The organism is Alicyclobacillus kakegawensis NBRC 103104, from assembly GCF_001552655.1.
GTDB classification, from domain to species: domain Bacteria; phylum Bacillota; class Bacilli; order Alicyclobacillales; family Alicyclobacillaceae; genus Alicyclobacillus_G; species Alicyclobacillus_G kakegawensis.
Genome location: NZ_BCRP01000020.1, coordinates 1 through 26,035 on the forward strand (window position 1 = coordinate 1; position 26,035 = coordinate 26,035).

24 protein-coding genes are annotated in these 26,035 nt (G+C 58.9%); 4 read left to right on the forward strand and 20 right to left on the reverse strand.

Annotated elements, in window-relative coordinates:
- Window positions 1–332 precede the first annotated feature (332 nt).
- On the forward strand, window positions 333–635 hold the full coding sequence (locus AK2_RS13150; RefSeq protein ID WP_067935210.1) for a hypothetical protein: 303 nt from the start codon (window positions 333–335) through the stop codon (window positions 633–635).
- 634 nt (window positions 636–1,269) lie between these two features.
- Here AK2_RS13150 and AK2_RS13160 read toward each other — a convergent pair.
- Window positions 1,270–2,457: an ABC transporter permease gene (locus tag AK2_RS13160; RefSeq protein ID WP_157076343.1), complete on the reverse strand. Its 1,188-nt coding sequence runs from the start codon at window positions 2,455–2,457 to the stop codon at window positions 1,270–1,272.
- Window positions 2,458–2,705: 248 nt separating this feature from the next.
- Window positions 2,706–3,380: an aminoglycoside 3'-phosphotransferase gene (locus tag AK2_RS13165; protein WP_067935221.1), complete on the reverse strand. Its 675-nt coding sequence runs from the start codon at window positions 3,378–3,380 to the stop codon at window positions 2,706–2,708.
- A 74-nt stretch (window positions 3,381–3,454) separates the two neighbouring features.
- Here AK2_RS13165 and AK2_RS13170 point away from each other — a divergent pair, with 74 nt between their 5' ends.
- Window positions 3,455–4,438, forward strand: coding sequence for an aldo/keto reductase (locus tag AK2_RS13170; RefSeq protein WP_067935224.1), 984 nt, complete (start codon window positions 3,455–3,457; stop codon window positions 4,436–4,438).
- Window positions 4,439–4,665: 227 nt separating this feature from the next.
- On the opposite strand, the gene AK2_RS13175 is transcribed toward AK2_RS13170, so the two are convergent.
- Window positions 4,666–5,883 (reverse strand): murein hydrolase activator EnvC family protein, encoded by a 1,218-nt coding sequence (locus tag AK2_RS13175; RefSeq protein ID WP_157076344.1) that lies wholly within the window; start codon window positions 5,881–5,883, stop codon window positions 4,666–4,668.
- Window positions 5,884–6,090: 207 nt separating this feature from the next.
- Window positions 6,091–6,588, reverse strand: a complete 498-nt coding sequence (locus AK2_RS13180) for a MarR family winged helix-turn-helix transcriptional regulator (protein ID WP_067935230.1) — start codon at window positions 6,586–6,588, stop codon at window positions 6,091–6,093.
- Window positions 6,589–6,931: 343 nt separating this feature from the next.
- Here AK2_RS13180 and AK2_RS13185 point away from each other — a divergent pair, with 343 nt between their 5' ends.
- On the forward strand, window positions 6,932–8,068 hold the full coding sequence (locus AK2_RS13185) for an MFS transporter (RefSeq protein WP_245632910.1): 1,137 nt from the start codon (window positions 6,932–6,934) through the stop codon (window positions 8,066–8,068).
- A gap of 145 nt (window positions 8,069–8,213) precedes the next feature.
- Here the strand turns inward: AK2_RS13185 and AK2_RS13190 are convergent, their stop codons facing one another.
- The 13 genes from AK2_RS13190 to surE form a co-directional block, all read right to left on the reverse strand.
- Window positions 8,214–9,425, reverse strand: a complete 1,212-nt coding sequence (locus AK2_RS13190) for an ABC transporter permease (protein WP_067935234.1) — start codon at window positions 9,423–9,425, stop codon at window positions 8,214–8,216.
- Complete coding sequence (locus AK2_RS13195) at window positions 9,422–10,144, reverse strand: ABC transporter ATP-binding protein (RefSeq protein WP_067935238.1); 723 nt, start codon at window positions 10,142–10,144, stop codon at window positions 9,422–9,424. Before AK2_RS13195 ends, AK2_RS13190 begins: the two co-directional genes overlap by 4 nt.
- A complete protein-coding gene (locus tag AK2_RS13200) occupies window positions 10,144–11,622 on the reverse strand; it encodes an efflux RND transporter periplasmic adaptor subunit (RefSeq protein WP_083521196.1) in 1,479 nt (492 codons plus the stop codon). The genes AK2_RS13195 and AK2_RS13200 overlap by 1 nt, the downstream gene beginning before the upstream one ends.
- A 166-nt stretch (window positions 11,623–11,788) precedes the next feature.
- Window positions 11,789–13,198 (reverse strand): sensor histidine kinase, encoded by a 1,410-nt coding sequence (locus AK2_RS13205; protein ID WP_067935244.1) that lies wholly within the window; start codon window positions 13,196–13,198, stop codon window positions 11,789–11,791.
- Window positions 13,195–13,881: a response regulator transcription factor gene (locus tag AK2_RS13210; protein WP_067935249.1), complete on the reverse strand. Its 687-nt coding sequence runs from the start codon at window positions 13,879–13,881 to the stop codon at window positions 13,195–13,197. The genes AK2_RS13205 and AK2_RS13210 overlap by 4 nt, the downstream gene beginning before the upstream one ends.
- A gap of 30 nt (window positions 13,882–13,911) precedes the next feature.
- Window positions 13,912–15,285, reverse strand: coding sequence for a 3-phosphoshikimate 1-carboxyvinyltransferase (aroA, locus tag AK2_RS13215; protein WP_067935335.1), 1,374 nt, complete (start codon window positions 15,283–15,285; stop codon window positions 13,912–13,914).
- Between the two features lie 125 nt (window positions 15,286–15,410).
- Window positions 15,411–16,367, reverse strand: coding sequence for a ZIP family metal transporter (locus AK2_RS13220; RefSeq protein ID WP_067935254.1), 957 nt, complete (start codon window positions 16,365–16,367; stop codon window positions 15,411–15,413).
- Between the two features lie 176 nt (window positions 16,368–16,543).
- Window positions 16,544–17,296, reverse strand: coding sequence for a DnaD domain-containing protein (locus AK2_RS13225; protein ID WP_067935256.1), 753 nt, complete (start codon window positions 17,294–17,296; stop codon window positions 16,544–16,546).
- Window positions 17,297–17,322: 26 nt separating this feature from the next.
- Entirely contained in the window at window positions 17,323–18,612 is a 1,290-nt protein-coding gene (gene asnS / locus AK2_RS13230) for an asparagine--tRNA ligase (RefSeq protein WP_067935338.1), read from the reverse strand.
- 208 nt (window positions 18,613–18,820) lie between these two features.
- Window positions 18,821–20,359, reverse strand: coding sequence for an ATP-dependent metallopeptidase FtsH/Yme1/Tma family protein (locus AK2_RS13235; protein WP_083521197.1), 1,539 nt, complete (start codon window positions 20,357–20,359; stop codon window positions 18,821–18,823).
- Window positions 20,356–20,877: a hypothetical protein gene (locus AK2_RS13240; RefSeq protein WP_067935259.1), complete on the reverse strand. Its 522-nt coding sequence runs from the start codon at window positions 20,875–20,877 to the stop codon at window positions 20,356–20,358. Before AK2_RS13240 ends, AK2_RS13235 begins: the two co-directional genes overlap by 4 nt.
- A 94-nt stretch (window positions 20,878–20,971) precedes the next feature.
- Complete coding sequence (locus tag AK2_RS13245; RefSeq protein ID WP_157076346.1) at window positions 20,972–21,484, reverse strand: hypothetical protein; 513 nt, start codon at window positions 21,482–21,484, stop codon at window positions 20,972–20,974.
- A gap of 4 nt (window positions 21,485–21,488) precedes the next feature.
- Window positions 21,489–22,466, reverse strand: coding sequence for a 5'/3'-nucleotidase SurE (gene surE / locus AK2_RS13250; protein WP_083521198.1), 978 nt, complete (start codon window positions 22,464–22,466; stop codon window positions 21,489–21,491).
- Between the two features lie 129 nt (window positions 22,467–22,595).
- Here surE and AK2_RS13255 point away from each other — a divergent pair, with 129 nt between their 5' ends.
- Window positions 22,596–22,778: a hypothetical protein gene (locus AK2_RS13255; protein ID WP_067935265.1), complete on the forward strand. Its 183-nt coding sequence runs from the start codon at window positions 22,596–22,598 to the stop codon at window positions 22,776–22,778.
- Between the two features lie 21 nt (window positions 22,779–22,799).
- Here the strand turns inward: AK2_RS13255 and AK2_RS13260 are convergent, their stop codons facing one another.
- From AK2_RS13260 to mtnP, 3 genes are read right to left on the reverse strand one after another with little or no spacing between them, the layout of a single operon-like run.
- Window positions 22,800–24,128 (reverse strand): amidohydrolase, encoded by a 1,329-nt coding sequence (locus AK2_RS13260; RefSeq protein ID WP_067935268.1) that lies wholly within the window; start codon window positions 24,126–24,128, stop codon window positions 22,800–22,802.
- Window positions 24,112–25,200, reverse strand: coding sequence for an S-methyl-5-thioribose-1-phosphate isomerase (gene mtnA / locus AK2_RS13265; protein ID WP_083521199.1), 1,089 nt, complete (start codon window positions 25,198–25,200; stop codon window positions 24,112–24,114). The genes AK2_RS13260 and mtnA overlap by 17 nt, the downstream gene beginning before the upstream one ends.
- 1 nt (window position 25,201) lies before the next feature.
- Window positions 25,202–26,002 (reverse strand): S-methyl-5'-thioadenosine phosphorylase, encoded by an 801-nt coding sequence (mtnP, locus tag AK2_RS13270; RefSeq protein ID WP_067935272.1) that lies wholly within the window; start codon window positions 26,000–26,002, stop codon window positions 25,202–25,204.
- Window positions 26,003–26,035 lie beyond the last annotated feature (33 nt).

Consider the following 26,035-nt stretch of genomic DNA (forward strand, 5'->3'; position numbering starts at 1 on the left):
GTTTCTTCCACTTCGAACCAATCTCCAGTTATATGAATTTCCCGTCTAGCCAACTGCCGTTATTCCATTTGTGACGGTCTGAGCTTCTGTCACTAACCTGAACCTGCCCGGAAGTACCATAAAGGTACTAGTCACCAGGAAGTAGAACTCAAACATCGGCGTAAATGGCTTAATCTGTCTCGTGTCTGCTGCTATCTACTGCTGTCGCCTGGAACATGAGCTCCATAAACTTGTTTGATAGCAAGTGCATTCTTGAGGACTTTAAGATATGGCCTAGAACCTTGTACCGACAGGCCTAATACCTCAAGGAGCTTCGCATTAGGGAAGTCATTTTGGGAAAGAAAATTGATTTCTCGTCGCCGCTTGGTATCGCAATTACGGTTGCAGGCCTGATCCTGGTGCTCTCACCTCAAGCCAGAAGCGCTTTGCGCCGGTTCATGGTAAAGGGAACTGCTACCACACTGGATACGATGCAACACGTTGGTGGCATTACGGCTGGCGTCCTGGGTAAAGACTCCCACGGGGGTGGAAGCCAAGACTTGTCGAACACGAAACTGGAAGTTAAAACGGCCATTGAGCCGGTCGCAGATCCCGAAAACACTCCCAAACAGACGCCAGAGATTAACGGAAATTAATTTTAAGAATGGGGCTGTTCCAAGACCCATCGTCAGATGGAAGAGGGGACAGTCCTCTTTGTGTTCAGCCCTTGGTCTCGTAGATATGAAACGACATGTGCGCCTGCCCTGGCAGTATTATGAATCACCTTGGAAGGCGTCTCAAGAATTCATACGCGGTATTGTCTCTCATACAGAAACCATGAGAAGATGCGTAAAATAATCGAAATTAACATAATTATCAATAAAATGTACAAAGACTCAAACAGAAGCCAGATCATTATGATCAGATCCACTATGCAGAGCACATTGAATCCGAGGCTGTTGACCGGCATCCTGCCCATCAAAAAAACTTCTTTTCCTCGTACAGCCGCTGCATAACAGTCATTATGCAAGGGTTTCGGAGTAAATAGTAGACTGTAGATGGATACGATGAGATCATTCTTATCTTCAATTGGTCGTCCACACATGACGCAATGGTTCACTTTGGACATCATATATCCTCCTGACGGATGAAACACCTTTGTTGTGTCGGAATCTCCTCCGAGTTACGATGATATTGCTTCCGGCTCCGTTTCAAAATCCTTGTATCCGTTATGTCAATTCGATAGATATGGCCCGTAATACCCTTGTTTCTTCTGCTCTGACATATCAGCTACTCTGACACATCAGCCTGTTTCACTCTCCACAGATTTCGCCACTTCAAGCGGCCCGACGTGCGCAAGGCGAACCGACTATACACGTGTGCGCCGATGCGAACCAACAGCCAGGCGCAGGCGATGTTGAGCAGAATCGCCGCACAGACTTCCCAAACCGGTACGTCTGAAAGCGCGAGGCGCGCGGGCATGGAGAATGGGGTGACCATTGGAATGAACGAGAGCACCTTGGAGAACAGTGAATCAGGGTGCGGCAGCACCGCAAACAGCTCCAAGTAAAAGACAATCAGTGTCGCGAGCGCCACGGGTGAAACGGCCATTTGCTGCTCCTCTGCGCGAGTGACCAAAGATCCAGCGACGCCATAGCCAATGGCCCAGAGAAAATATCCAATCACGAAGAACACCGAGAACCAGGCGAGTGTCGAGATGGGCACACTGTGTAACCATCGTCCGCCCATGTTGCCGGAAATCAACCGTATACAGCCGACAACCGTCATCCAGATGGCGTACTGCAGCAAACCGACCAGCGCAATTCCAATCACCTTTCCGAACAAGATCTGCCATGGCTTCGAGGTGATGAGCATCATTTCAATAATACGGTTCGACTTTTCTTCCACCACTCCTTGCGCGACCCAGTTGCCGTACATCATTACGGTAACAAACAGCAGGATCAGCATAAAGTAGACAACAATCTCTGATTGAACAATCTGTGCCGTCGACTTTGCACCGTTCTTCCACTGATGCGTGTCGATTGTAATCGGTGCCCCGAGCGTCGCTTGACTGGCTTGCGGCAACGTGGAAATCCGCGCTTGGGTCACTGACTGTTGCAACAGCGTCTGCAGACTCTGTAACATGCTCGGATCGATGGGTCCGTTTTCTTCAATGACGAACGAAGCGTCAGTCGTCTTGTCCCCGTTGACGGCAACCACCAGACTGACGTGATGGTCTCTCATGAATGTCTGCATGTGTGTCTGATTGAACCTGCTGACTCCGGCGGCTTTTGTGCTGGATAACCTGAAGTCAAACCGGTCGGGGGCTGCCTCCACCGTCTTTTGCAGCGTGGGTGCTACAATCTGCTGTGGATCCGCAATCAGCACCTCGGTCTTTGTGTTACGCTGCAACCAGTTCATCAATGACGGCAGGAAGGTGAAAGCAACAAGCATAACTAGCCCTATTACTGTCTCCAAGAACACCTCCTTGCACAGAGAGACGTTAACCGGGTCCAGTCCACTGAACGGGTCGTCAAGAATGAGGAGCTGTGGACTGTGTATGATCGCTGCGATGAATTGCACCTTCTGTTTATTACCTTTGGATAATTACGACATCTGTTTGTCCCAGTAGTGGGCAACTCCAAACCTATCCAGCCATATGGTGCTTGCTGCAATGGCTTCCGGCAGGTACCCCACGTGGCCCAAGACCCGTCCGTCTGACTCCACTACCCCATCGCACGCTCATAAAATTCCAGTTTCTCCTCATCCACTGCGCTTAGCCTGTATGCTTCGCTGAACACCGAGAAACACGTTTCCGGCAGGCGATTGTAGCGCAAGGAACGGCGGACTGTGGCCAAGTCCCAGTATCGGTCGCCCACGCCCAATTGTCCTAGGTCGATAAATCCCCTGATGGCCCCGTCCGAGATGAGTACGTTGGGCAGCGAATAATCGCCGTGACAGACCACGAGATCCCGCTCTCCCCTGCCCTTGTCCTCCTGCAGTCGAAAAGGGCACGTGTCCACAGCCAACGCGTGAATGGTGCGCAGACCCAAGGCAAGGAGCTTCACCAGTTCATTGGGGGCTTGCAGACAGGCCGGATCCGAAGCCGGCAGGCCTGGAACCTCGGACATGAGCAAAAACTGATAGGACCCATGGACGTAAAAGCCCAGGACATTCGGTACCGGAAGTTTTCCCTGCAGCCAAGCGAGCCGTCGTCGCTCCGGCTCCAGACTCCCGGTGGCGGCATTCTGCACCTTCAAATAGAGGGCCTTTCCAGTTGGGGGCACGAGCCGGTACACCTGGCTGGATGAATGGCCCGTCTGATTTTCGCATATCTGCCACCCCCGAACCTTCTGTGTCAAGTCGTCCGGGAGGATATGTGCAAGGTTGGGCAACTCCACTTCACACTCCTCCCACTCTGGATACACTTTAGTATAAAATGAAAGCGAATTATCGAGCTAGGGGGGCGAATCGTGTGCGTTATCGTGAACTGGGGAACACCGGACTCCAAATCAGCGAAGTCAGCTTCGGTACCTGGGCCATTGGTGGGGCTTGGGGTTCCGTGGCGGAGAGCGACGCCCTCAATGGTCTGGCTCGCGCCATCGATGCGGGTGTCAACTTCTTTGATACGGCGGACGTGTACGGGGACGGCCGTGCCGAGCGCCTCTTGGCCAAAGCCACCAAGGGCCGTGAGCACGAAATCTATATCGCCACCAAGTTCTGTCGCGCCGGTGATATTCACGATCCGGCCACCTACTCGGAGGCCTCTGTGCGCGCCTTTTGCGAAGCCAGCCTGCGTCGGTTGGAGCGGGACACGATAGACCTCTACCAGGTGCACTGCCCGCCTCACGACATCATTCGCCAGGGCGCGGTCTTTGAAGTATTGGACAAGCTGCAGCAGGAGGGAAAGATCCGCTATTATGGAGTGAGCGTCGAGACCGTGGCCGAGGGTCAGACGGCTCTGCAGTACCCAGGCGTTCGCGCGCTGCAGGTGATTTTCAACATATTCCGGCAAAAACCGGCCGAGGAGCTGTTCCCGCAGGCGGCAGCGCAAGGTGTCGGGATTCTTGTGCGTCTTCCACTGGCCAGCGGGCTTTTGACCGGGAAGTTCAAAAAGACTGATACCTTTCCTGAAGATGATCACCGCAATTTCAACCGTGACGGCCAGGCCTTCAATGTCGGGGAGACGTTTGCCGGACTTCCGTTCGAAAAGGGCGTGGAATTGGCGGACCAGTTGCGTTGGATTGCCGCAGGCCGCGGCACCATGGCGCGCGCCGCGATGCGCTGGATTTTGGACCATGGCGAGGTGAGCTGCGTGATTCCAGGGTTCAAAAATGTGGCGCAGGTGGAAGACAACCTGGCCACCCTCGATGTACCTGCATTCAATCCGGAAGAGCAGCAACGCCTGCGCCAGTTTTATGAGCGTGACGTGGCACCTTTCATTCGCGGGGCCTACTGAACCGGCGGGCAGCCTGGGCGCGGGCATGACCGGTTGACCTTGGGGCCCTGGGTATGGCCTCGGGTACCACAACCCCGGAACCATTCCACACATGGTGGGGGCGGCCCCGAGGCCAAAAGCATTTCTTATTGAGCCCGTATCAGCGCTATCATATTTGCGCATGGTGGCACGGCAGAGAGGGTGCTCCCCATCGGACCGACTGCCGGTTTTCCCGAAACAGAGCAAGTTCAACCGACGAACGAAAGGATGCTGTTAAAGTAGCGTCGGACACCGTACGCCCAGTTGGGATCGGTGGCGTAGATTCCCCAAGGGTTATGAGGATCGTTCAGCCAGAGGATTGCATCCTCTCCCTTCGGAGGCGGAGTGGACAATTTGTGGCGAATCGTGTCGGCGGCGATGTTCGCTGCGTCCGCCAGTGTCGTGTTGTACACCTGCCAACTGTAGAACACGTTGAACGGGTTGTTGCGAATCAAATCAGCATCCGGGCCAGGCGGCACAAACGCTTGTTCCTGACCCGTTATCGCCACCAGCAAGGCCGGGTTTACGTCGTAGCGCCGCGCCGCCGCACAGATGGTTTCGATGTCCGCCCGGGAGAACGTGGACCCCTGTTGCTGCACGTAAGCATACAGTTTGTCCACGGACAGGTCGTGCCAACGCAGAATCGGAACGGTCACATCCCCCGACGGCGTGGCAATGATACGCTCCTGTTGCGCCGCCTGGCGTTTCAATTCAGCAATCTGTTGTCGTGTCAGCTGAATACGCGATGTTAACTCCTGCCGTTGTTGCATCAACGAGGAGATACCGCGATTCGCGAGCTCCAGCGAGGACTGTTGCTGTCGTTCCAGGGCCAGCCGCGAGCGCTTTAAGGCCACCAGGTTTCTTCCCTTGGCAATCAGGCTTTGCAAGTTGTTCTCCTGTTCACGTTTGTCCGCCCGCAAATCGTGTTCCAGTTGTTCCACTTCCTGCATCAGCCGATGCTCTCTTTCCGTGACGGCGGAGAGGGTCTGAACCCGGCTGAGCAAATCAGCCCATCCGGACGCTTGGAACAAAACCTGCAGCAGCGGCACGTTCCCGTATTCATACGTCGCTTTCAGCATCGACTCGACATTGTGCTTGTCCCGGTCCAATTGCCGTTGCTGACGCACAATCCGTTCGTTGAGCGCGGCAATCCTGTGCTCGAGGCCCTGGATATCCGTCTGGTTCTGTGCAATTTCCTGCGAGAGTTGAGAGATTTGCTGACGCGTCTGCGCCACTTGCCCCTGCAGCTTTCCGACTTGCTTACGCTGTTCTTCCAATTGTCGCTCCGTTTGGCTGGCTCGTTGTTGCAGTTGAGCCATCTCGTGCTGTTTGTCGCTCAGGCTGCTGGCGTCGGCCATCGTGCTGCACCAACCACTCACGATACACACGGCGGCTGCAGACGCTGCCAGCTTTCCGGTCACTCGCACGGTGTGCTTTCACTCCCCTTCGCGGTTCCAAACTTGGCCTCACGTATATCTGTTCGTGGCCGTCGGCCGTTTCTGACCGTCCATGGGCAAGGGTACAGGCAGCATTCCACCGTAGGCTCACTCACTAAGAATGGTAAGCATGACAGAAGAGGGTGACCGGGACCTCCCTGTTGAGGTATTCCTTCTGGGCGGACGGGGCCAAGACCATTACCGGCCCGCTTCCTTGCGCTCGCCCGGCTGTTCGGGGGAAGAATTGTGGATGGCTTCGTAATACGCCTGGTTGAGGCGCACCAGATAGGCACCAAACTGCGCGAGATCCGGCTCTGACCAGTCGCTCAGCAACTGGCGGTAGCGGCGCAGGCGGGATGACTTGGCCGCAAGAAACCGCTGTTGTCCCTCTTCGGTCAGGGAGACGCGGCTGATGCGCCCGTCGCGTGGATCAGGGGTACGCGCGACCAGTCCCTTGTCCTCCAAAGCGCGCACCTGCCGGCTGGCCGTGGAAATGTCCAGTTGCAAGAATTCCGCCAGCTGGCCCACGGTCAATGTGCCTTCATTCACGAGAAAGCCCAGCATCAGGTAGGCTGACCGGTCCAGCCGGTCTGTGTTTTGTTTAGCCGTACGTTCTGACTCTGAGCGCCGGATGAGAATGGAGATCTGTTGTTGAATCAGGTCAATCGCATCCATTGGTGGAAAAGGTTCTTCCACAAGTTCTCCCCCTTGTCCGTTCCCGCCGCAGTATCCTTATCATACCTTCTCGTCTTTGGGTCTGTCACCTGTCCTGCTTTTTGGAACCCTGCCGGAGTCGCGGGGTTAGGCAGCCAGTTGACGGTTTAGGCTCTCTTGACGATTTTTATTTCGGTTGTATAATACATATATTATCTTGGGTAAATTCAGGATGGCCCGCTGCGCTTTACCGTATAAACAACGGATGTGGAGGGATTTGGGGATGCAGAGTGATACCGCGGCGCAATCGGTTCCTAAGCACAGAGACCAGTCGTCGGGCCATCACGGAGCTGGTGATGAGAAGATTCAGTTACTGCGTCAGCCCATGGCCGTTTGGGCGGTCGCGTTTGCCTGCGTCATCGCCTTCATGGGATTGGGACTGGTCGATCCAATTCTCAAGGCGATTGCTTCGCAGCTACATGCGACCCCGAGTCAGACCGAACTCCTGTTCAGCAGTTACATGCTCGTGACGGGTGTGGCGATGTTGGTCACCAACTTCGTGTCGCACCTCATTGGTCCCAAATGGACTCTTTTGACCGGATTGTTTTTGATTGTCGCTTTTGCGGCTTTGGCCGGTTCTTCCCAAACCATCTGGCAGATTGTCGGATTCCGGGCCGGATGGGGACTGGGCAACGCGCTGTTCATCGCGACGGCCCTGGCCGTGATTGTCAGCGTGGCGAGCAGCGGCACCGCCGGCGCCATCATCCTGTACGAGGCCGCACTGGGGCTTGGCATTTCGGTCGGCCCGCTGCTCGGCGGAGTGCTTGGCAACATCAGCTGGCGCGGACCGTTTTACGGCGTGGCGTTTCTCATGGCTATCGGTTTTGTTCTCATTCTCGTCTTGCTGCGTGGCGTTCCGAAGCCGGCGCACGACAACTTGCTGCACTCGCTGGCGGCTCCCGCCATGGCGCTGCGACACAAAGGTCTTTTGACTATGGGCATCATGGCCCTGCTGTACAACTTCGGATTCTTTACGTTGCTGGGCTTTTCGCCGTTTGTCTTGACGCTGGACATCTACGGTCTCGGTTATGTGTTTTTCGGATGGGGGGTTCTGTTGGCCATCACCTCGGTATTTGTGGCCCCCAAGCTGCAGGCGCGGTTTGGTACGGCACCCGTTCTCATCATCGTTTTTTTGCTGCTTGGCCTGGATCTGTTGACCATAGGTTTGTTCACCACCTCCCAGACTGTGGTGATTGTGGCCATCATCGTGGCAGGAGCGTTTTTAGGAGTGAACAACACGGTGGTCACCACCGCTGTCATGGAAGTGTCGCCGTTCGAGCGGCCGGTGGCCTCTGCGGCATACAGCTTCGTGCGCTTTGTCGGCGGGGCCGTGGCGCCGTGGCTGGCGGGCAAACTGGCGGAGTGGTACAATCCCCACGTTTCCTTCTATGTTGGCGCCGTGGCGCTCGGCCTAGCCATCCTCGTCGTCTTCTCAGGTCGACGCTTTCTCAAGCAAGTCTGATTACCCGTCCTAATGGCACCAGGGGGCGGTGAGCGGCGGCCGGATCTCCCGCGGCGCCCGCCGCCCTTTATCCTGCACACCCTGGATTTGCGGCAGCTCCTCTGCAATGCGTACGGATCGGACCATGATGCATGGCCCGGGGCGACTACTCGTAGCGCAGAGCGTTCATTGGGGACATCCGGGCTGCGCGCAGGGCTGGGTACACGCCGAACACCAGTCCGACGGCCACTGCGACCACAAACGAAATCCAGACACTCGACGGGCTGATGGGAACCGAGGTCTGCAGAAAGCGGCCGATGCCTTGAGCCCCCACGATGCCCACGACAATTCCGATGCATCCTCCCAATAGACCGACGACGGCCGATTCGGTAAGAAATTGGCCCAGGATGGAGCCTTGCGTGGCCCCCAGGGACTTGCGCAGGCCAATCTCTCGGGTGCGCTCCGAAACGGTCACCAGCATGATGTTCATGATGCCGATGCCCCCCACCAACAGCGAGATGCCGGCGATGCCGCCCAAGAACACCTGCAGGGTGTGGCTGACGTTGGACAGGGCGGACAGCAGCGTCGCCTGGTTGGTCACGGTGAAGTCGTCACTTTCGCCAAATCGCAAGCCGTGCGCTTGGCGGAGCGTCGCCTCCACTTGCAGCTGGGCTTGGGTCATCGACTGGCTATCGCGCGCTGAAGCGTAGATGGTGGTCAGGGAATCCCCGCCCAGCAGGTGGGCCTGCATGGTTTGCAGAGGAATCAGGATGCGGTCATCGTTGTTGGTCGCTCCGCTGCTGCCTTCGGAAGCCAACTCCCCCACCACCTCGAACGCCAGTCCGTCAATCCAGATGGTCTTCCCGACCGGTGACTGTGTGCCAAACAGGTTCTCGGCGGCTGTTGGCCCGATGACCGCCACATAGCCGTCGTGATTAGCTTCCACGGTGTTGAAAAAGCGTCCCGCCGCCAATGACAGGTTGCGAATGGTTTGTATATCGGGCGTAGTCCCCTCCACTTGGGTCTGGTAGTTGACAGATCCATAGACAACCTGCGCACGCGTGGTCACGTCTCCTGCCACAGCGGCGAGGGCGTTGTCTTTCTGCAGCGCCTTCACGTCGCTGTCTGTCAACGACGCGGAACTCCCGAGCCCCTGGCTGAAGCCATTCTCAGTGCTCTGACCTGGGGATATCACCAGCACATTCGTGCCCAACCCTTGAATCTGCGAGGTCACGCTGGCGGTGGCCGCCTGTCCGACGCCCAGCAGCGCCACCACAGCCGCCACGCCAATAATGATGCCCAGCAAGGTCAGGGCTGTGCGGAGCGGGTTGTGGCCCAACCCCAAAAACGCGGTGCGGAGGATGCGGTTCAGTCTCATGCCTCCACCCCCGCTTGTGGGCCGGCTGAATGGACCACCGCTTCGTCGGACGCGATGAGACCATCACGGACGCTCACGATGCGGCGCGCGTGTCGAGCCACATAGTCCTCATGGGTGACCAGAACAATGGTCGTTCCCTCTTGGTTCAAGGAGGCAAACAGGCCCAGGATGTCGTCCGTCGCCTGGCTGTCCAGGTTGCCCGTGGGTTCGTCCGCCAGGACCACCCGCGGCTGGTTGACAATCGCCCGGGCTATCGCCACGCGCTGCTGTTGTCCGCCAGAGAGTTGATTGGGGTGGTGGTGGCCGCGCAGGTGGGGATCAATCCCCACTCGGGCCAAGGCTTCCCGCGCCTTGGCCAAAGCCGGCTGCGTCCGGTACCCCGCATAGAACAGCGGCAAAGCCACATTTTCCACCGCGCTGGTGCGGGGCAACAGATTGAAATTTTGAAATACAAAGCCAATCTTTTCATTCCGCAGCCGCGCCAGGTCTTTGTCTCGCAGCGACGATGCCTCTACATTGTCGACGAGGACATGACCCGTTGACGGGACGTCCAGCAGGCCCATTAAGTGCATCAGGGTCGATTTTCCTGATCCGGACGGTCCGACAATAGCCACAAATTCTCCCGCATCAATGCTCAACGTGACATCACGGACCGCCTGCACAGTTTGGTCTCCGACCCCATAGCGCTTACTGACGTGTTCCAAGCGCAGGACAGCCATCAGTGGCCACCTCCGCCGGTTCCATACCCACCGTTCCCGCCGGAGTATGCGCCGAATCCGGTGGAAGTTCCGCCGCCCAAACCTCCACTACTGACGGGCTCTCTGCTGCTGCCCTGTCCGAAATTGCCGCGGAAGCTAAACCCGGTGGCGCCGGATCCGCCGTAGCCCTCCATGGCTCCGCCGGAGAACCTGCCGCCGTAGCCACCCACAAACGACCTCAGTCCGCCGGCGTTCGTGCTCGATTGGTTCTGTCCAGCGGTGGAGGAGGCGACAGTGACTATGGCCACTCGTTCACCCTGTTTGAGGCCGCTCCGAATCTCCACCGTGTTGCCCCCATACAGGCCCACCTGGACGGGTACAAACGTCAGCCCCTCTGGAATGCGGGTTCCTGAAAATCCACTGCCTTCGTTCGCTGACGCTGTTGTACCGCTGGATTCTGCGCCATTGTTTTGACTCGCTTGTACGTATACGCCGGTTTGACCGCGCTGCGACACAATGGCCGCTGTCGGCACGGTCAGTACGTTGCTTCGGCTTTGCACGGTCACGTTGACGGACACGCTCTCTCCAGGCAGGAGCTGTACATTTTGGTTATCCGGTGCGTTCACCTTGATGGTCACAGGGTACAGGGTGACCCCGTTTTCTGTCTGCGGCTGGTAACCTATGGTATCTACTTTGCCGGTCAACACGGGACCGCCTGTACCGAGCGAGATGGTGGCACTTTGCCCCTTCTTCAATTGCCCGATATCTGCTTGGGCTACGTTGGCGGAGACTAAAAATTCGTCAGAACTCAGGTTGGCGATGACGGCGACAGTGTTCCCGCTGCCAACGCTGGAGTTGGAAGATGAATTGGACGATGCGGAGGAGCTACTGCTGTTTGAGGTCTCCCCGCCGTTCACACTTGCAACTTGCAATACAGTGCCGCTGATGGGGCTCTTGAGTGTGCAAGCGGCTATCTCGTCTTCGATTTGGTCGACGCTCGCCTGCGCGGCATCCACATTGGCCTGCGCTTCCGCCACTGCATTGGCGTCCGGCTGCTGGGTCTGGGTTTGGCCACGGCTGTTGGTCGTAGTGGTGACCTCTTCCGACTGCGCCAGCTTCGCCTCGGCTTCCGCCAATTGGGCCTTCGCCTGCTGCAGCTGGTTTTCGTAGTCGGTATCGTCCACGTGGGCGATGACCTGGCCTTTCTTGACCTTATCTCCTACCTGTACAGACACGGAGGTCAGTGTCCCACTGGTGGTGATGGTCGCCTCGTGAGCCGGCGTGAGAGTGCCTGTCAGGCTCACCGTGTTGACCACATTCCCCCGCTGTACGGTGGTCCAGCGGATGGATACCGCAGAGGCGGACACAGTGTGGCGATGACCGACGACCATGTACCCGGCCCCTCCAAGCACCACGATGACCGCACCCACCCATGGCCATGGCCGTGCCCACCATCGTCGTTTTGTCTCTGGTGGTTGAGCATTCGATGTCTCTGACATGGTACCGTCCTCCCTCTACGGGGCGGCCGGAACCTTCGCACCACGTGCTTCCCGCTTAACCCATGTGTCCGCGTCTGACGGCGGATCTTGACCAAATTTTAGGAAGGACAAGGTGAAAAGTGGTGGACGATTTGTGGAGATTATGTGGAGAAATTGTGAAGGGAACCTACGATTCCGTGTCCGGCGACGACTCGGGAACGGCGGGACTGCGCGGCAGCCGCACCACGAAAGTCGTGCCCTCTCCGGGCCGCGATTGCGCCTTGATGGTTCCTTGGTGTGCCTCCACAAATTCTTTGGCGATGGCCAGTCCCAGGCCTGTACCGCCACTCTCCCTTGACCTATCCTCCTGGCCACGGTAAAAGCGATCAAAGACGTGCGGCAAGTGCTCAAGCGCGATTCCGGGACCGCTGTCCTGGACCGACACCACAATCGTGTCGGCTTCCAAATCCATGGTGACCTGCACTCGGCCGCCGGCGGAGGTGTAGCGCAGGGCGTTGCCAATCAGGTTGACAAACACCTGTGTAATGCGGTCCGGATCGACCGCCGCGTGTATGCCGCTCGGCACAAGGGAGCGGAAGGACAGATCCACCCCATTGGCCTCTGCCTCGACCTGGAAATTGTCGACGATACGCGCGAGCAGCGCGTTCATTTCAGTGGATTGAATGTGCAAGGGCAACTGGCCCACTTCGGCCAGGGTGAGTTGGTGCAGGTCCTGCACCAAACGCGTCAGGCGTATCACCTCGTCGTGGATGGGCAACAGAGTCTCCGGGCCGGCGGGTTGAACTCTTTGCTGAATCAACTCCAATTGCCCCTGCATAATGGTCAACGGGATGCGCAACTCGTGCGCCACGTCTGCCACCAAGTGTTTGCGCGCCTCCTCGGTCCTATGCAGACGGGATGCCATGTCGTTGAACGCTTGCGCCACTTCCCCGTACTCGTCTCGGGTGTCGACCGGCAATTGGATGGCTAGGTCCCCCGCACCAATGCGGTGGATAGCGTTGATCATTTGGTGCAAGGGGCGGGTGAGCCGGCGCGAGAACCAAGCCCCTATGAGCAGGGCGATGCCGACTGTCAACCCCGTGCCGACAACGCTGGCCATGGTCATCGAATGAACCACCGTTTGCTTCAGCGCGTAAAGGGCGTCCAACCCGCGGTCGCGTATCCACAGATGGCCCACCACCTGATTGCCCACCGTCACCGGCACCTCGACCTCGCCATTGCCCCCAAGTGGACTGGGAAGCAGCCGATGGTCGGTGTCAGGATGGCCGATGAAGACAATGACATGGTTGTTGGCATCCTGCAGAATGAGTTGATCCAACCGGCGCGCGCTGGGCATGCCCTCACCCTGCTCAAAGATCCCTGATATGTACTGGTCCACACCAGTCCACGAGTCGTGGTTGGCGTGATAGTAGTAGGCAAGCGATTGCGCCCATTGCGCGGCCGTGCCTTGCTCGGCCGCCTGCGCGTATTTGCGGAACAGCCCGCCGAAGTAGGTGTACGAGATGAGCAGGTCCACCGCCGCCAGAAACAGGACGAGACTGGCGATACCGAGGAAAATCTTGTTGCGGACCTTCATTGGCCGCCTCCAAACCGGTAACCGACGCCGTGAACCGTTTGAATGAACACGGGGTTGGCCGGATCGGACTCGAGCTTTCTCCGCAAGTGGCTGATGTGGCTGTCAATGGTGCGCTCGTAGTTCATGTAGGCGTCGCCCATGGTGGCTTTGAGCAACTGCAGGCGGCTGTACACGACACCCGGTTTGCGGGCCAGGGTCAGGAGCAGTTGAAACTCCGTTGGGGTCAACACGACCTCCTGATCATCTTTGACGACGCGAAACTGATTTTCGTCAATCGTCAAGTTCCCGTAGCGCAGAACACCGCTCTCTTCCGTCGGGGGTTGTGTGCGCCGGAGAACCGACCGGATGCGGGCAACCAACTCGCGCAGGCTGAACGGCTTGACGAGGTAATCATCGGCCCCGACTTCCAGGCCAACCACGCGGTCCGTCTCTTCCCCTTTGGCCGTGACCATGATGATGGGCACCTGCGATTGCCGCCTCAATTCCCGGCACACATCAAGGCCGCTCATTCCGGGCAGCATCCAATCCAAAATGACCAGGTGCGGCCTGTCCTGCTCGACCATCTCAAGCGCCTGCGGTCCCGAGAACGCGGTCAGCACCTCGAACCCTTCCTCCTCCAGGAAGGGCTTCATGACATCAATCACTTTCGGTTCGTCATCCACCAACAGCAACGTTGTCCGCATACTGTCCCTCTTCCAGATGATGGTGTAGGATTAGGACTCTCCGTGGTAGTCTACTCCGACTCCGAGTGTCTCCAGCATCGTGAAGTAGCCTGGACAGGTCTTGCTGACGCACCCGGGATCAAGAATGCGAACACCGGGTACCCGAGCGCCGATGAGAGACAGCGACATGGCCACCCGGTGGTCGTCGTAGGAGGCCAAACAAGCGGGACGGATGGGGCCGGGCACCACCGTAAATCCGTCCTCCCGCTCCCGGGCCTCAATGCCCAACCGGTTCAACGATTCGCAAACCGCCTGGATACGGTTGGACTCGTGGTGACGGATGTGCCCCACTCCGGTGACCGTCACCGGCGCGTCCGCAAAGGCAGCGACCGCTGCCAACGTCAGGGCCTGGTCCGACAGTTCCTTCATGTCTACTTCCAGTCCACCTTTGAGCACCGGCGGACCTGCGACCTCAATGAACGTATCTCCCCACTGGACATGGCAGCCCATGCGGGCGAGGATCTCCGGAAAGCGGGCATCCGGTTGACGCGTATCCCGCGACAAATTCGTGACACGCATGCGCCCGCCGGTGACTGCTGCCAGCGCAAAGAAGTAGCAGGCGGTCGAGGCGTCTGCCTCCAAGGACAGGGGCTGGCCTTGGTAGCGGCCAGGACGGACGAAGAACCGACGAAACCGGTCATCCACCTCAACCGGCACGCCCATGGCTGCCATCATGTCGAGTGTGATTCTCACATACGCGTGCTGGACAATTTCGTCGCTGACCACAATCTCCACAGGACCTTCGGCGTATGGCGCGGCAATGAGCAGTCCGCTGAGAAATTGACTGGAGATTTTTCCTGAGATCTCAACTCGTCCCCCAGACAGTCCCCGCCCGTGAATGCGCAGCGGCAATTGGCCTGGCTCGCGCAGCGATTGAATATCGGCTCCGAGAGTATGCAAGGCGTCCAGGAGCGGCCTCAGCGGGCGCTGACTCAGCCTACGGCTGCCCCGCAGCAGCCATTGTCCGGAGTGCGCTACGGCCAAGGCCCCGGGTAGAAAACGGGCACTGGTGCCAGCGGCTCCGATGTACAATTCACATTCGCGCACCGGCCACTCTCCACTGGCACCTTCAATGCGCACGGTCTCGCCGTTCACGTGGCAGTGTACTCCGAGTTTCTTGAACGCATCCAGGCACCAATACGAATCGTCTGATTTCAAGATGCCGTTGATTTCGGAGGTGCCGTCAGCCATCGCGGCCATCACTAGGGCGCGGTTGGTAAAACTCTTGCTTCCCGGGATTGCGATCTCGGCGTCGACGGGACGTTCCAGGGGTGACAAAGACACGGCAGCTATGCCGGATAGGGCAGCCCACGGGGAGCGGGCCTCCAGGTCAGCCGCTGCTGGGTCTGACTTGGAGGCGGCCATAGGGATGAATGTGGCAAGTCGGTCGTGGCCGGATTGGTCCGCCATTCGCATCGGAGACTCCTCTCGTCGAATCATGCTCGCCATCCGCTCATTCGCGGAACAAGCTTGCTATCCCCCATTTTAGCCTAGTCCACCCACATCGTCAGCAGGCAGATCACGAGGATGCCGAACAGGAACGGCACCAGTACGGCCCGTGACGCATTCCCGCGCAGGGCCGGCAGCAGTTCCGAAAACGCGATGTACAGCAAGCACCCGGCGAGGACGGCCATGACCCACTGCAGGCTGGCCATGATATGGGGCAACACTTCGATTCCCACACTTGATCCGATGATGCCAGCGATTCCGGGAACACAAAGCATACTGACCACACGGCGCCGTTGCCCGAGTAGCGAAGGGAATCCGGATACCAGAGCGAGCGCCCACAAAACGCCTTCTGGGAGCTTGTGGATGACCATCCCCAAGAGAAACACCCAATCTTCCTTCTCGCCCGCCGTGACGGCGGCTGCCATCGCTCCTCCCTCCAGCAAACTGTGCAAGGCCAGCGAAACCATGATCACGATGCTGCTGGCCCGGCTGAGGATGCGGGGAGCGGGCGCAGCGGAGGCGGCTCCTGCTGGCGCCTGGGCCGGCTCTGCCGCATCAAACCGCCGGTCAATCAGGTGAGTGAGCGCCCACAGGAAAACCGTTCCGGCCAAGACCGCGTACGGTATGCCCGCTGCTTTCGACTGGACGGCGTCGGGTAAAAAATCCACGACCACCAAGGCGCAGAACACGCCCGTTCCAAATCCAAACACGGTCCAGATGCGGCTGCCAGACATGTCCGCCAGCCGCTCTTGCCTCACCCCCCAGGCCCCGCCGGCCAGGATGGCCAGGGCGCAGACCCCTGCGGCTACCACGGCTGGCCACAATGGCATAGCCATCACCTGGGCCAACGCGGTGGAAGCGGGAGCGGCTGTGGCCGTCCGATGGTTCCCCACGGCCATCGAGGAACTGGGGGACCGGCGATGGGGCGGCGGATCAATCCGTGTGGCAGGCCACAGAACGCGAGAGCCGTGTCGTACGCAATATTCGGCATTGTTCATCCCTCCTCCCCCATTGCATGTAGCTGTTGGGTCCGCGGTCAGCGGCAGAGGCCCGCTTGCACGGCAAACAGGCGCCTGTGCGGACAGACGCCTGGTTCATGTGCAGCAGGAAGATCGGTCGATTGGATGGTTATCGCTTTCCAATGAGTGGAAAAACTCGGGTGACCGGGTTGGGTTCAGGCATCAGGGAATAGATGATAAAATGCTTCATACCGTTCGTCACGGGTTGGGGCTTGGTTCTGGCCGCGTCTCCGCTGTACCGGGCGTGCCTTGGCGGCCGCCACTTGTTCCCGGCCCTGCTGGCGTTCCCGGTAACTTTCCCGGTAAGCCTCCAGTTCCTGGCGCGTCCGCACGCGGTGCCGCTGCCAATCGTACAAGATGCGGTCGATGTATTTGAAGCTGAACTTGTTGCCCAGAACCGCTTCGCGCAACGCCTCCATGACCAGCCATTGCGGGTGCCCGTCTGTATCCAACCAGTGACGAATCTGCTCAAATTCAAACTCTGACAGGGGGCGGCCGAATTCTTGTTCAAACAGGCTGAACAAGTCTGTCGGGCCTGCCTGCGGTTGCTTGACCGCCGACTCCCGGCGGCCCCGCAACGCTTGCCATAGCGGGCTCAGGTCATAATAATTGGTTCGTGTTCCATCTGATTCTAAGCGTTCCCCGATGGACAACAGGTTCCGTTGGACGAGCCGAGCCACCGTGTCCCCGGCCTCCCGAGGGCTCAGGCCACAGCGAGCCGCCAGGTCCGCCGGCGTGAGGAATCGTTCTTCCTGCGTCTGTACAGAGGCGATAACCTGCACCAGTACGACAAACTCCGCCGGCGAGAGACCGAGGTCGCCGCAGCGCCGAATCAGATCGATGGGGACCGCCACAAACGGATGCGCCAAAAAATCGGCGTTATCGGCAGAACGAACAGGAGGTTTCATGGCGGACATTCCTTCTTTGGCGGGACTCAAGGATACAAACGGTACAACAGACGCGGGAATGGGATGGCTTCCCGCACGTGCTCAAGTCCGCAGATCCAGGCAATCGTCCGTTCCAACCCAAGGCCGAAGCCTGCATGCGGTACCGATCCGTAGCGCCGCAGGTCGAGGTACCAGCCATAGCCGTCCAGCGGCAGGTCATGCTCCTCAAAGCGTTGCCGCAACAGGTCGTAGTCATGGATGCGTTCACTGCCGCCGATGATCTCCCCATACCCTTCCGGGGCCAGGAGATCGTCGCAGAGCACCACTTCCGGTCGCTGCGGGTCCGGTTGCATGTAGAACGCCTTGATTTGCGTTGGATAGCGTTCGATGAACAACGGACGGTCGTACTGCGAAGCCAGCGCCGTCTCGTGTGGCGCCCCAAAGTCGTCCCCCCATTGGATGTCGTGACCGTGGTCCTGCAGCCAGCGAATGGCCTCGTCATAGGTAAGCCGCGGAAACGGCGGACGCACCTGGAGCAGTTTTGACGTATCCCGGCCCAGCACCTCCAATTCGTAGGAACAACACTCCAACACGTGCTGGACGATGTGAGAAACGAACTGTTCCTGCAACGCCAGATTGTCTTCATGTCGGTAAAACGCCATTTCCGGTTCCACCATCCAGAACTCAATCAGGTGGCGTCGTGTCTTCGATTTCTCCGCGCGAAACGTCGGGCCCATGGAGTATACCTTGCCCAGCGCCATCGCCGCGGCCTCGCAGTACATCTGGCCGCTCTGTGTCAGATAGGCCTCCTCATCAAAGTACTGGGTATGAAACAATTCGGTCGTGTCTTCGCAAGAAGAGGGGGTCAGAATGGGCGGATCCACACGCGTGAAACCTTGTTCATGCAGGAATTCAGAGATGGCCCGCTCAACTTCGGAGCGGATCTTCAGGATGGCGCGTTGTCGAGGCGTGCGAATCCATAGGTGACGGTGATCAAGGAGAAAGTCCACTCCGTGTTCCTTCAAGGTAATCGGGTAGTCGGCCGATTCCTGCACCACAGTGACATCCGTGACGGAAAGCTCGTACCCGGATTGGCTGCGCTCGTCTCGACGAACCACTCCAGTCACGACAATGGAAGACTCCTGGGTGAGACGTCGGCACCGCTCAAACACCTCGTCTCCCACTTCGCTGCGTACGACCACGCACTGAATCAAGCCCGTTCCATCACGGACCTGAAGAAACAGGATTTTCCCGCTGCTGCGTTTATTGTATAGCCACCCTTCCAGGGTGACCGTTTCTCCAACAAAGCTGCCAATTTGGCCAATGGTAGTGCGCATGCTGACTCCAGTCCCTCCGCTCCGCATGTCCATCAGAAACGATGACTTGATTATAGCAAAAACCGCAGGTCGCCAGTGAACGTCCTCCATCGACACCAAACGACCGCCTCCGGCACCTGGAACCCCCAACGGATCTACGCGCCTAAGACGGTCATGGTGTCACTTATTGCCTTCGCAAACGGTCGACCAGCCACCGTTTGGCAGCCAGCTAGACCCCAATGGTTACGCCGTGGCTGAGTTGCGGGCACACCGCAATTGATTCCTTGGGGGCTGGCAGCGCCTTCTGCACGCCGCGCAGCCAGCGCCGGAACTCGTCGCCCCCGATGCTTTCAACCTCCACGATGTGGAACGCAAACTGCGCAATATCCGCCTTGAATGGTGCCAGCAGGTCCCGGGTGACACGCTCCTGCTCCGCCAGGATATGCCGGACCTCTGTATCCAAGACGGACTCGGGGAGGTGCTCCTCGTCCACGATGCCGATGCGCGAAAGCCCGCACTTGACCATGGTGCGAGCCAACTGGGAGGCTTGGACAAAGTCGTTTTGAGCCCCGGTGCTGCGGTCTCCGTAGTGGAGTTCTTCCGCCAGGCACCCTGCCAGCGCCACGTTGATCTGCTGCAACAAGTGTTCGCGCGTGTACAAATACCGGTCATGCTCGGGAATTTGACGCACAAACCCAAGCGCGTTTCCGCGTGGAGCAATGGTGATGTGAGAAACCGTACCGGGTTTCATCAATTCGCTGATGATGGCATGCCCCAACTCGTGCACGGCGACCCGGCGCAGCTCGTCTTCCGTCGGCTTGCGTCCCGTCTTTTCCCCCATCAGCACCTTGTCCACCGCATCCCGAAACATCTCCTGCGAGATTTCGGATTTGTCCTGGCGCAGCGCCATGATGGCCGCCTCGTTGACCAAGGCTTCCAACTGGGCTCCAGAGAAGCCGAACGTCTCCCTGGCGATGTGTTCCAGGTCCACATCGGGAGCCAGCGGCTTCCCTTTGGTCTGGATGCGGAGAATGTGCAGACGCCCGTCCTTGTCCGGTAGGTCCACCTGGATTTGCCGGTCAAACCGCCCTGGCCGCAGGAGAGCCGGATCCAGAATGTCCGCTCGGTTTGTCGCGGCCATAACCAGAACCAACGGAGATTGAGTCGTGGACATGCCATCCATCTCGGTCAGCAGCTGATTGAGCGTCTGATCGTACTCCTGATGGCTGTACTGGCCGCGCCGGCCCCCCAGGACGTCAATCTCGTCGATGAAGATGATGGCACTGTCTTTGTTTTCCTTTTTCGCCATGGTGCGAGCTCTGCGGAACAGTTCCCGCACTCGCTGCGCGCCGACGCCCACATACATTTCGACAAACTCCGATCCAGCTGCCGACAAGAACACCGAGTCGGTGTACGTCGCAGCCGCTTTGGCCATCAACGTCTTGCCGGTGCCCGGCGGTCCTGTCAACAGGATGCCCTTCAAGGGGCGAATGCCAAGGGACTGTATGCGGTCGCGGTAGCGCAGAAAATCCAGCGCCTCCATGAGCTCCTGCTTCGCGTGTTCCTGGCCGCCGACGTCTGCAAACGTGACCGGATGCTTGACCGGGGCCTCCCGTGAACTGGCCAGTGGATGGCCGCGGCGTTCCAGGAGCATCCACATGAACACTCCCAACCCAATCAAAAAGATCAGGGGGAGCACATTGATTCGCAGGTACAACAAGAACAGCGTCAGGGCGATCCCGATGCCTATCAGCCACTCCTTCATCATGACACCGCACCCCCTTGCCGCGTGGTATATTTAAACACGTCATAGAGATGATGCTTCCCATCATCCATTTGCACGTAGACGTACGTTTTGTCCATCGTGATGACGGCCTGAATCCCGTCTTTGGCTGCCTGCTTTTCCACGGCCGCAATCATTTCTGTGTAGTTTCCCTTGGCCAAGCCCTCAAGCAGGGCGGGCGTGAGCTTTTGATATTCCTTGACCAAACGCGCATCGCGCGTATCCGCAATGGATATCGAAACGCTGCTGCCCAGCGATTGGGAGACCTGATCGTAGATCTTCTGATAGGTTGTCTCCAAATCATCGACGTCACCCAGTTGGATGCGCACCGTGGTCGGCTGACCACTCTGCACCACAGCTGAGCGAACACCGGAGATCCTGGACAGATGGCTTTCCAGCGGTCCAATCATGTTGAAGTGAAGGTACGCTTGCCAACCGCCGAAGAGGATGGCGAGCGTGATGACGGCGATGAAGATGATTGGCACGAGGCGTACTCGCGACACCTACCTCGCCCCTTTCCGAACCACCAGCCGGGCTTGCCTGCAGATGGGAACCGAACCGGACTGGTACATGCTGAGTATACCACGCAAACCCATGTTATGTTGACAACACATATTGCCATAGGCGTTTGCCGTTTACAGCGTCATAAAAAATGTACTCCGATCGCCCACTGTTCCGCTGTCTTCCGTAGACTTCCCAAACCACATGACGGCTGGCTGGCAGTGTCTTCGCCAAGGAGGATGGAACGTACGCAGGCTCCGCGTCAATAGGCGTGACGCCAGCACGCTCCGCCAGCTGTTCCACCTTGCTCTTGGCCAACACTTGCGAAGCCGGGACTGCGTAGGCGCGGCGAGGATTGTCCGTCACAAACGTGTACCACGACCGTCCGAACATGTCGCGCCCGTAAAACACTTCCTGGACGCCTGCGCCTGTGGAGAGTGCATGGCCTTCGATGCGCTCCAGCGGAGAATGATTGAGGGCGTATTGGGCGGCAGACTGTTCGACATCCCACTCCTCGCGGACTTCGTTCCACAGGGTCATGCCTATGCCTATAAGTGCCATCAAGACGATGAGGGTACCTGTAATCACCCATATCTTACTCGCGTTCATCTGTTCACGCCCGATACAACGTTAAAATCATTTTATCCGGTTGCTGTTTGTCTAACGACAGGCCAAAGATGACATCCTTATTCTTTAGGTTGCGGTTCAAGAAATCGACCAATTGATACAAATCATCGGTTCGTGTACAGGCGTGCGTACCGATGACGACACGCTCGTGCGCCCCGGCCGCCCGTGCGCCCACAGGCGGGGGGCTCGCGCTTGAACCTATCGCATCATCTGCAAAATACAACTTTAGACTATCAATGATCTGGTGATTTGTAAAATGGTAGCGCAGCGGCGTCACGCTCACCTCGCCGCGCCGTACGGCCGCGACATCCGTCTCTTCTCCTCCCGGCTCCTGCAACTCCTCGCCCGTATAGCGGTAGCCTGTCCGCTCCCCGTTCTCATCCGCGACCACAAAGGAATCGCGAAAACCGCGGACACCCAACTGAGTCACGGCGATCTTGGTGTCCGCATGGACGTTCGGCGGGAAGTTCACGCTCAAAAACGTATCCGCGGGCCATGCGAATCCATCCAAATCCCTTATGATCTGCAGCGCCTTTGCCGCCGCCTCCGCAAACGGAAACGGCGGTCCGTCTAGAGACAGCGCCACGGCCGGGATGCCTTGTACGGCCGCTTCTCCCGCAGCGGCGACCGTACCCGAGTAGAGGACGTCGGTGGCGAGATTGGGGCCCTGGTTAATCCCTGAGACAACCAGGTCGAACGGAGTTTGTGCGGCCAACTCGGCTATGGCCCATTTCACGCAGTCCACCGGCGTGCCGGCGACCGCGTATGCCGCTTGAACCCCGGGGATGGACAGACTCTGCCGCTCTGTCCAGATGGTTGCGTGCAGAGACATGGCGTGGCTGGATGCCGAGCGTTGACCATCGGGCGCCACCACGGTGACCTCCCCCAGGTCGGCCAACGCCTGTGCGAGCGCGCGGATCCCCGGCGCTTGGATACCATCGTCGTTGCAAACCAGTATGCGCATGAGTTGTCTCCTCTCCTGCCAGCTTTCTCGTCACATACGTCCAAACCCCTCGCTCATACTAGGGGCACGTGCCACACAAGCGGACCGTCGACAACACCGCCTGGTCATGCGCCAAGAGGAGGGTGCTGAATGCCAAAACGCCAGAACCTGGATAAACGGCCGCGCGGGAACCCACCCTCGCGGCCTGCCGAGAATATCCGCTGGTGGCTGGAGGCGATTTTGGACTCAGACGAAGCAGACCCTTTGCAAACGATGCGTTCCTTGCGAGCGACGTTGTCCCAGGATGGACAGGCCTGTCCGAGGGTCCGCTGATGGTCACCGCAGCGGTTGGATTCACTGTGCTTTCAAGTGTGCTTCGAGGCTCCGGGCTTCATACCGAATGCGCTCGACATCGAGCGTCAAGGGTTCGCGGTTGGACAATAGTTGCCGCCCGGCCACAAACACGTCGGTCACGTCGTCCGCTCCCGCTGCGTAGACGACATTGGAAAGCCAATCGTAGTTCGGCACGAAGTGTGGGCTGTCCAAGTCCAACAGGGTGATGTCGGCCCACGCCCCGACCGTCAGTGTACCGTGCCCAGCCGGCAAGAACGCACACTTGGCGCCCTCCTCGGTCGCCATGCGAAAGGCGGCCGGGGCGGGCACCGCCGTTGCATCCATCGTTACGCCTTTATGCAGAGTGGCCGCCAACCGCATCTCCTCAAACATGTCCAGATTGTTGTTGCTCGCGGCTCCATCTGTACCCAATCCCACGACAATGCCCTTTTCAAGCATGCGGGCCACAGGCGCAACTCCGGAGCCCAGTTTGAGGTTGCTTTGCGGGCTGTGCGCGACGTGCACCCCTCGCGCGGCCAGAATGTCCATATCGTCTTCATTCACGTGCACACAGTGGGCCGCTAACACCGGGTGTTGCAAGAGACCGCACGCCTCGACCTGGGCAATCGGGGTTTTCCCATAGGTTTGCAGGCTTTGCTCCACCTCGCCCCGGGTTTCGGACAGGTGAATTTGCAGCGGTACCCCGAGTTCCCCTGCGAGATCGGCGATTTCGCGCAAATAGTCAGGCGGACACGTGTATGGGGCGTGCGGCCCCAGAGTGACCACAAGGCGGCTGCTGGCCTCTTTCCACTGATTCACGAACGATCGCGAATTCGCCACGCCCGCCGCGCGTCCGGAGTCGTCCAGTCCCACGATGCCCCAGCTCAGCACGCCGCGCATTCCGCTTTCCAGAAGCGCCTGGGCTGCGTCGTGCATCTGGAAGTACATGTCGGTGTAGCAGGTCGTGCCTGAGCGAATCATTTCCCAACAGGCCAGCTGGGTTCCCCAGTAAATCGCTCGCCGGGTCAGCTTCGCTTCCATGGGGTACACCTTTTCTTCCAACCAACGCATCAGCGGCAGGTCGTCTCCAGCCCCGCGGAGCAGGGTCATCGCCGCGTGCCCGTGTGTGTTTACAAGGCCCGGTATGGCCACGGTGCGGGGGCGGCGTATGTACTGTACCCCCGCCTTCCCATGCTCGAAGTCTGTCCTTGCCCCGTCGGCGGATGCCGCTACCTGTGTCAGCGGCGCCACCGCTTGGATAGTGCCGTCTTCGATGACGATGCGTACAGGCTCGCTGTACACCTCTTGCGCTGAGCACACAGCCGCACCCACTTCAAGAATGGTTTTCATGCAGCCCTCTCCCGTCCTTCGCTCCCGTTTTGGCCGTTCCTGTCGAAATGGCGGCGGCTATCCGCTGCGCGTTGGGATGTCGGATAACCCCTCGTTCGCAAATGATACCCGTGATCAACCCGTGAGGGGTAACATCGAAGGCTGGATTCGCAGCGGAGGTGCCCTCCGGAGCCACCCGCAACCCGTGAAAGTGTGTGACCTCCTCGCTTCCCCGGTGTTCAATCGGGATCTGCGATCCGGTCGCCACATCGAGGTCAAAGGTGGATACCGGCGCGGCCACATAGAATGGTACGTGGTGGTAGGCGGCCAGCACTGCCAACCCGTAGGTCCCGATTTTGTTCGCGGTGTCGCCGTTGGCCGCAATCCGGTCGGCTCCCACCACCACCGCGTCAATGGCACCTTGCTGCATGAAGTAGGCGGCCATGCTGTCCGTGATCAGGGTATGGGGTATGCCCTCTTGATCCAATTCGTAGGCGGTCAAGCGCGCCCCTTGCAAATACGGGCGTGTCTCATCCACGTAGACGCGAGCCACCTGACCCCGCTCGTGCAGTGTGCGGACGATACCGAGCGCCGTGCCGTAGCCCGTGGTCGCCAGCGCACCCGTGTTGCAGTGGGTGAGCAGCGTCACCCGCGCTGCCTGCGGGAACAAATCCGCTCCGTGGCGTCCAATGGCGCGATTGATGCGCAGATCTTCTTCCGCCATGCGGTTGGCTTCATCGGTGAGCGCCTGCTGCAGAGCGCTCAGGCTGGCACCGTCCCACTTCTGTACAACCTCGCGCATGCGTTGCGTCGCAAAGAACAAATTGACGGCGGTGGGGCGGGTTTGTTCCATCGTCTGCAGCACCTGCTCCAGTTGTGCTCGGGCGTCGTCGCCGCTCGTCAGCCGCATGGCGGCCAACACGGTTCCGTAGGCTGCGGCCGCGGCAATGGCAGGCGCTCCGCGCACCTTCATGGCGGTGATGGCCTCGGCCACCTCGTCAGCGTCCGAGTATTCCTCCCACACCGTCTGGTGAGGGAGCCGGCGTTGGTCCAGCAGGCGCAGTGTACGCCCGGTCCATTCCAGTGCGTTCAGCTCATTTCCCCTCCTTGGTTAACTGACCCTGTCCGCTGACGGCGTGCGGGCATGCGCAGGTACGGGATTCGTCCAGTTGATCAATGGCCGTGAAGAACAGGTTGCGCAGGCGCGGGACATTGACGGCCATTTGCTCCACCACCTCGCTGTGGGTGAGCGGCGTAGGCGACAGGCCGGTGCCGTAATTGGTGACCATGCACACCGTCGCGTAGCACAATTCACACTCCTTGGCCAGCACCACCTCCGGGACGCTGGTCATGCCGACAACGGCCCCGCCCAGGCTGGCGTACATGCGGATCTCAGCCGCGGTTTCAAACCTGGGTCCGTCCGTACACACGTACGTTCCGCCGTCATGCACCGGGATGCCCAATTCCTCGGCGGTTGCCCGCAGCCGCGCGCGCAACCGGCCGCAGTACGGATCGGACATGTCGATGTGCACCACGCGGCCTTCGGAGAAAAACGTGAGCGGCCGCGAACGGGTGAAATCCAAAAAATCGTCCACAATCACAAACGATCCGGGGTGGATATCCGGTTTCAGCGATCCGACCGCCGTGGTGGCGAACACCTGCTCCACGCCTAACTGCTTCAAGGCCCAGATATTCGCACAGTAATTGATGCGGTGCGGCGGCACCTGATGCCCGCGCCCATGCCGCGGAATGAACGCGACGTTTTTGCCGCGAAAGCGTCCCACCGTAACTTCGGCGCTTCCAAACGGTGTGTCAACCACCTGGGTTTCCGGTTGTTCAAGCAGCGCCGGGTCGTATACGCCGGTGCCACCGATGATGGCGTATTGTGCTTGCATCGATTCGCTCCTGTTTCCGTATTGGGTATGTAT

What these genes read in the sequence shown, in the direction of transcription:
- AK2_RS13185 (WP_245632910.1), top strand. Translation starts at nt 6,932, where the DNA reads ATGGCCGTTTGGGCGGTCGCGTTTGCCTGCGTCATCGCCTTCATGGGA.
- AK2_RS13190 (WP_067935234.1), bottom strand. Translation starts at nt 9,425, where the DNA reads ATGAGACTGAACCGCATCCTCCGCACCGCGTTTTTGGGGTTGGGCCAC.
- AK2_RS13195 (WP_067935238.1), bottom strand. Translation starts at nt 10,144, where the DNA reads ATGGCTGTCCTGCGCTTGGAACACGTCAGTAAGCGCTATGGGGTCGGA.
- AK2_RS13200 (WP_083521196.1), bottom strand. Translation starts at nt 11,622, where the DNA reads ATGTCAGAGACATCGAATGCTCAACCACCAGAGACAAAACGACGATGG.
- AK2_RS13205 (WP_067935244.1), bottom strand. Translation starts at nt 13,198, where the DNA reads ATGAAGGTCCGCAACAAGATTTTCCTCGGTATCGCCAGTCTCGTCCTG.
- AK2_RS13210 (WP_067935249.1), bottom strand. Translation starts at nt 13,881, where the DNA reads ATGCGGACAACGTTGCTGTTGGTGGATGACGAACCGAAAGTGATTGAT.
- aroA (WP_067935335.1), bottom strand. Translation starts at nt 15,285, where the DNA reads ATGGCCGCCTCCAAGTCAGACCCAGCAGCGGCTGACCTGGAGGCCCGC.
- AK2_RS13220 (WP_067935254.1), bottom strand. Translation starts at nt 16,367, where the DNA reads ATGAACAATGCCGAATATTGCGTACGACACGGCTCTCGCGTTCTGTGG.
- AK2_RS13225 (WP_067935256.1), bottom strand. Translation starts at nt 17,296, where the DNA reads ATGAAACCTCCTGTTCGTTCTGCCGATAACGCCGATTTTTTGGCGCAT.
- asnS (WP_067935338.1), bottom strand. Translation starts at nt 18,612, where the DNA reads ATGCGCACTACCATTGGCCAAATTGGCAGCTTTGTTGGAGAAACGGTC.
- AK2_RS13235 (WP_083521197.1), bottom strand. Translation starts at nt 20,359, where the DNA reads ATGATGAAGGAGTGGCTGATAGGCATCGGGATCGCCCTGACGCTGTTC.
- AK2_RS13245 (WP_157076346.1), bottom strand. Translation starts at nt 21,484, where the DNA reads ATGAACGCGAGTAAGATATGGGTGATTACAGGTACCCTCATCGTCTTG.
- surE (WP_083521198.1), bottom strand. Translation starts at nt 22,466, where the DNA reads ATGCGCATACTGGTTTGCAACGACGATGGTATCCAAGCGCCGGGGATC.
- AK2_RS13255 (WP_067935265.1), top strand. Translation starts at nt 22,596, where the DNA reads ATGCCAAAACGCCAGAACCTGGATAAACGGCCGCGCGGGAACCCACCC.
- AK2_RS13260 (WP_067935268.1), bottom strand. Translation starts at nt 24,128, where the DNA reads ATGAAAACCATTCTTGAAGTGGGTGCGGCTGTGTGCTCAGCGCAAGAG.
- mtnP (WP_067935272.1), bottom strand. Translation starts at nt 26,002, where the DNA reads ATGCAAGCACAATACGCCATCATCGGTGGCACCGGCGTATACGACCCG.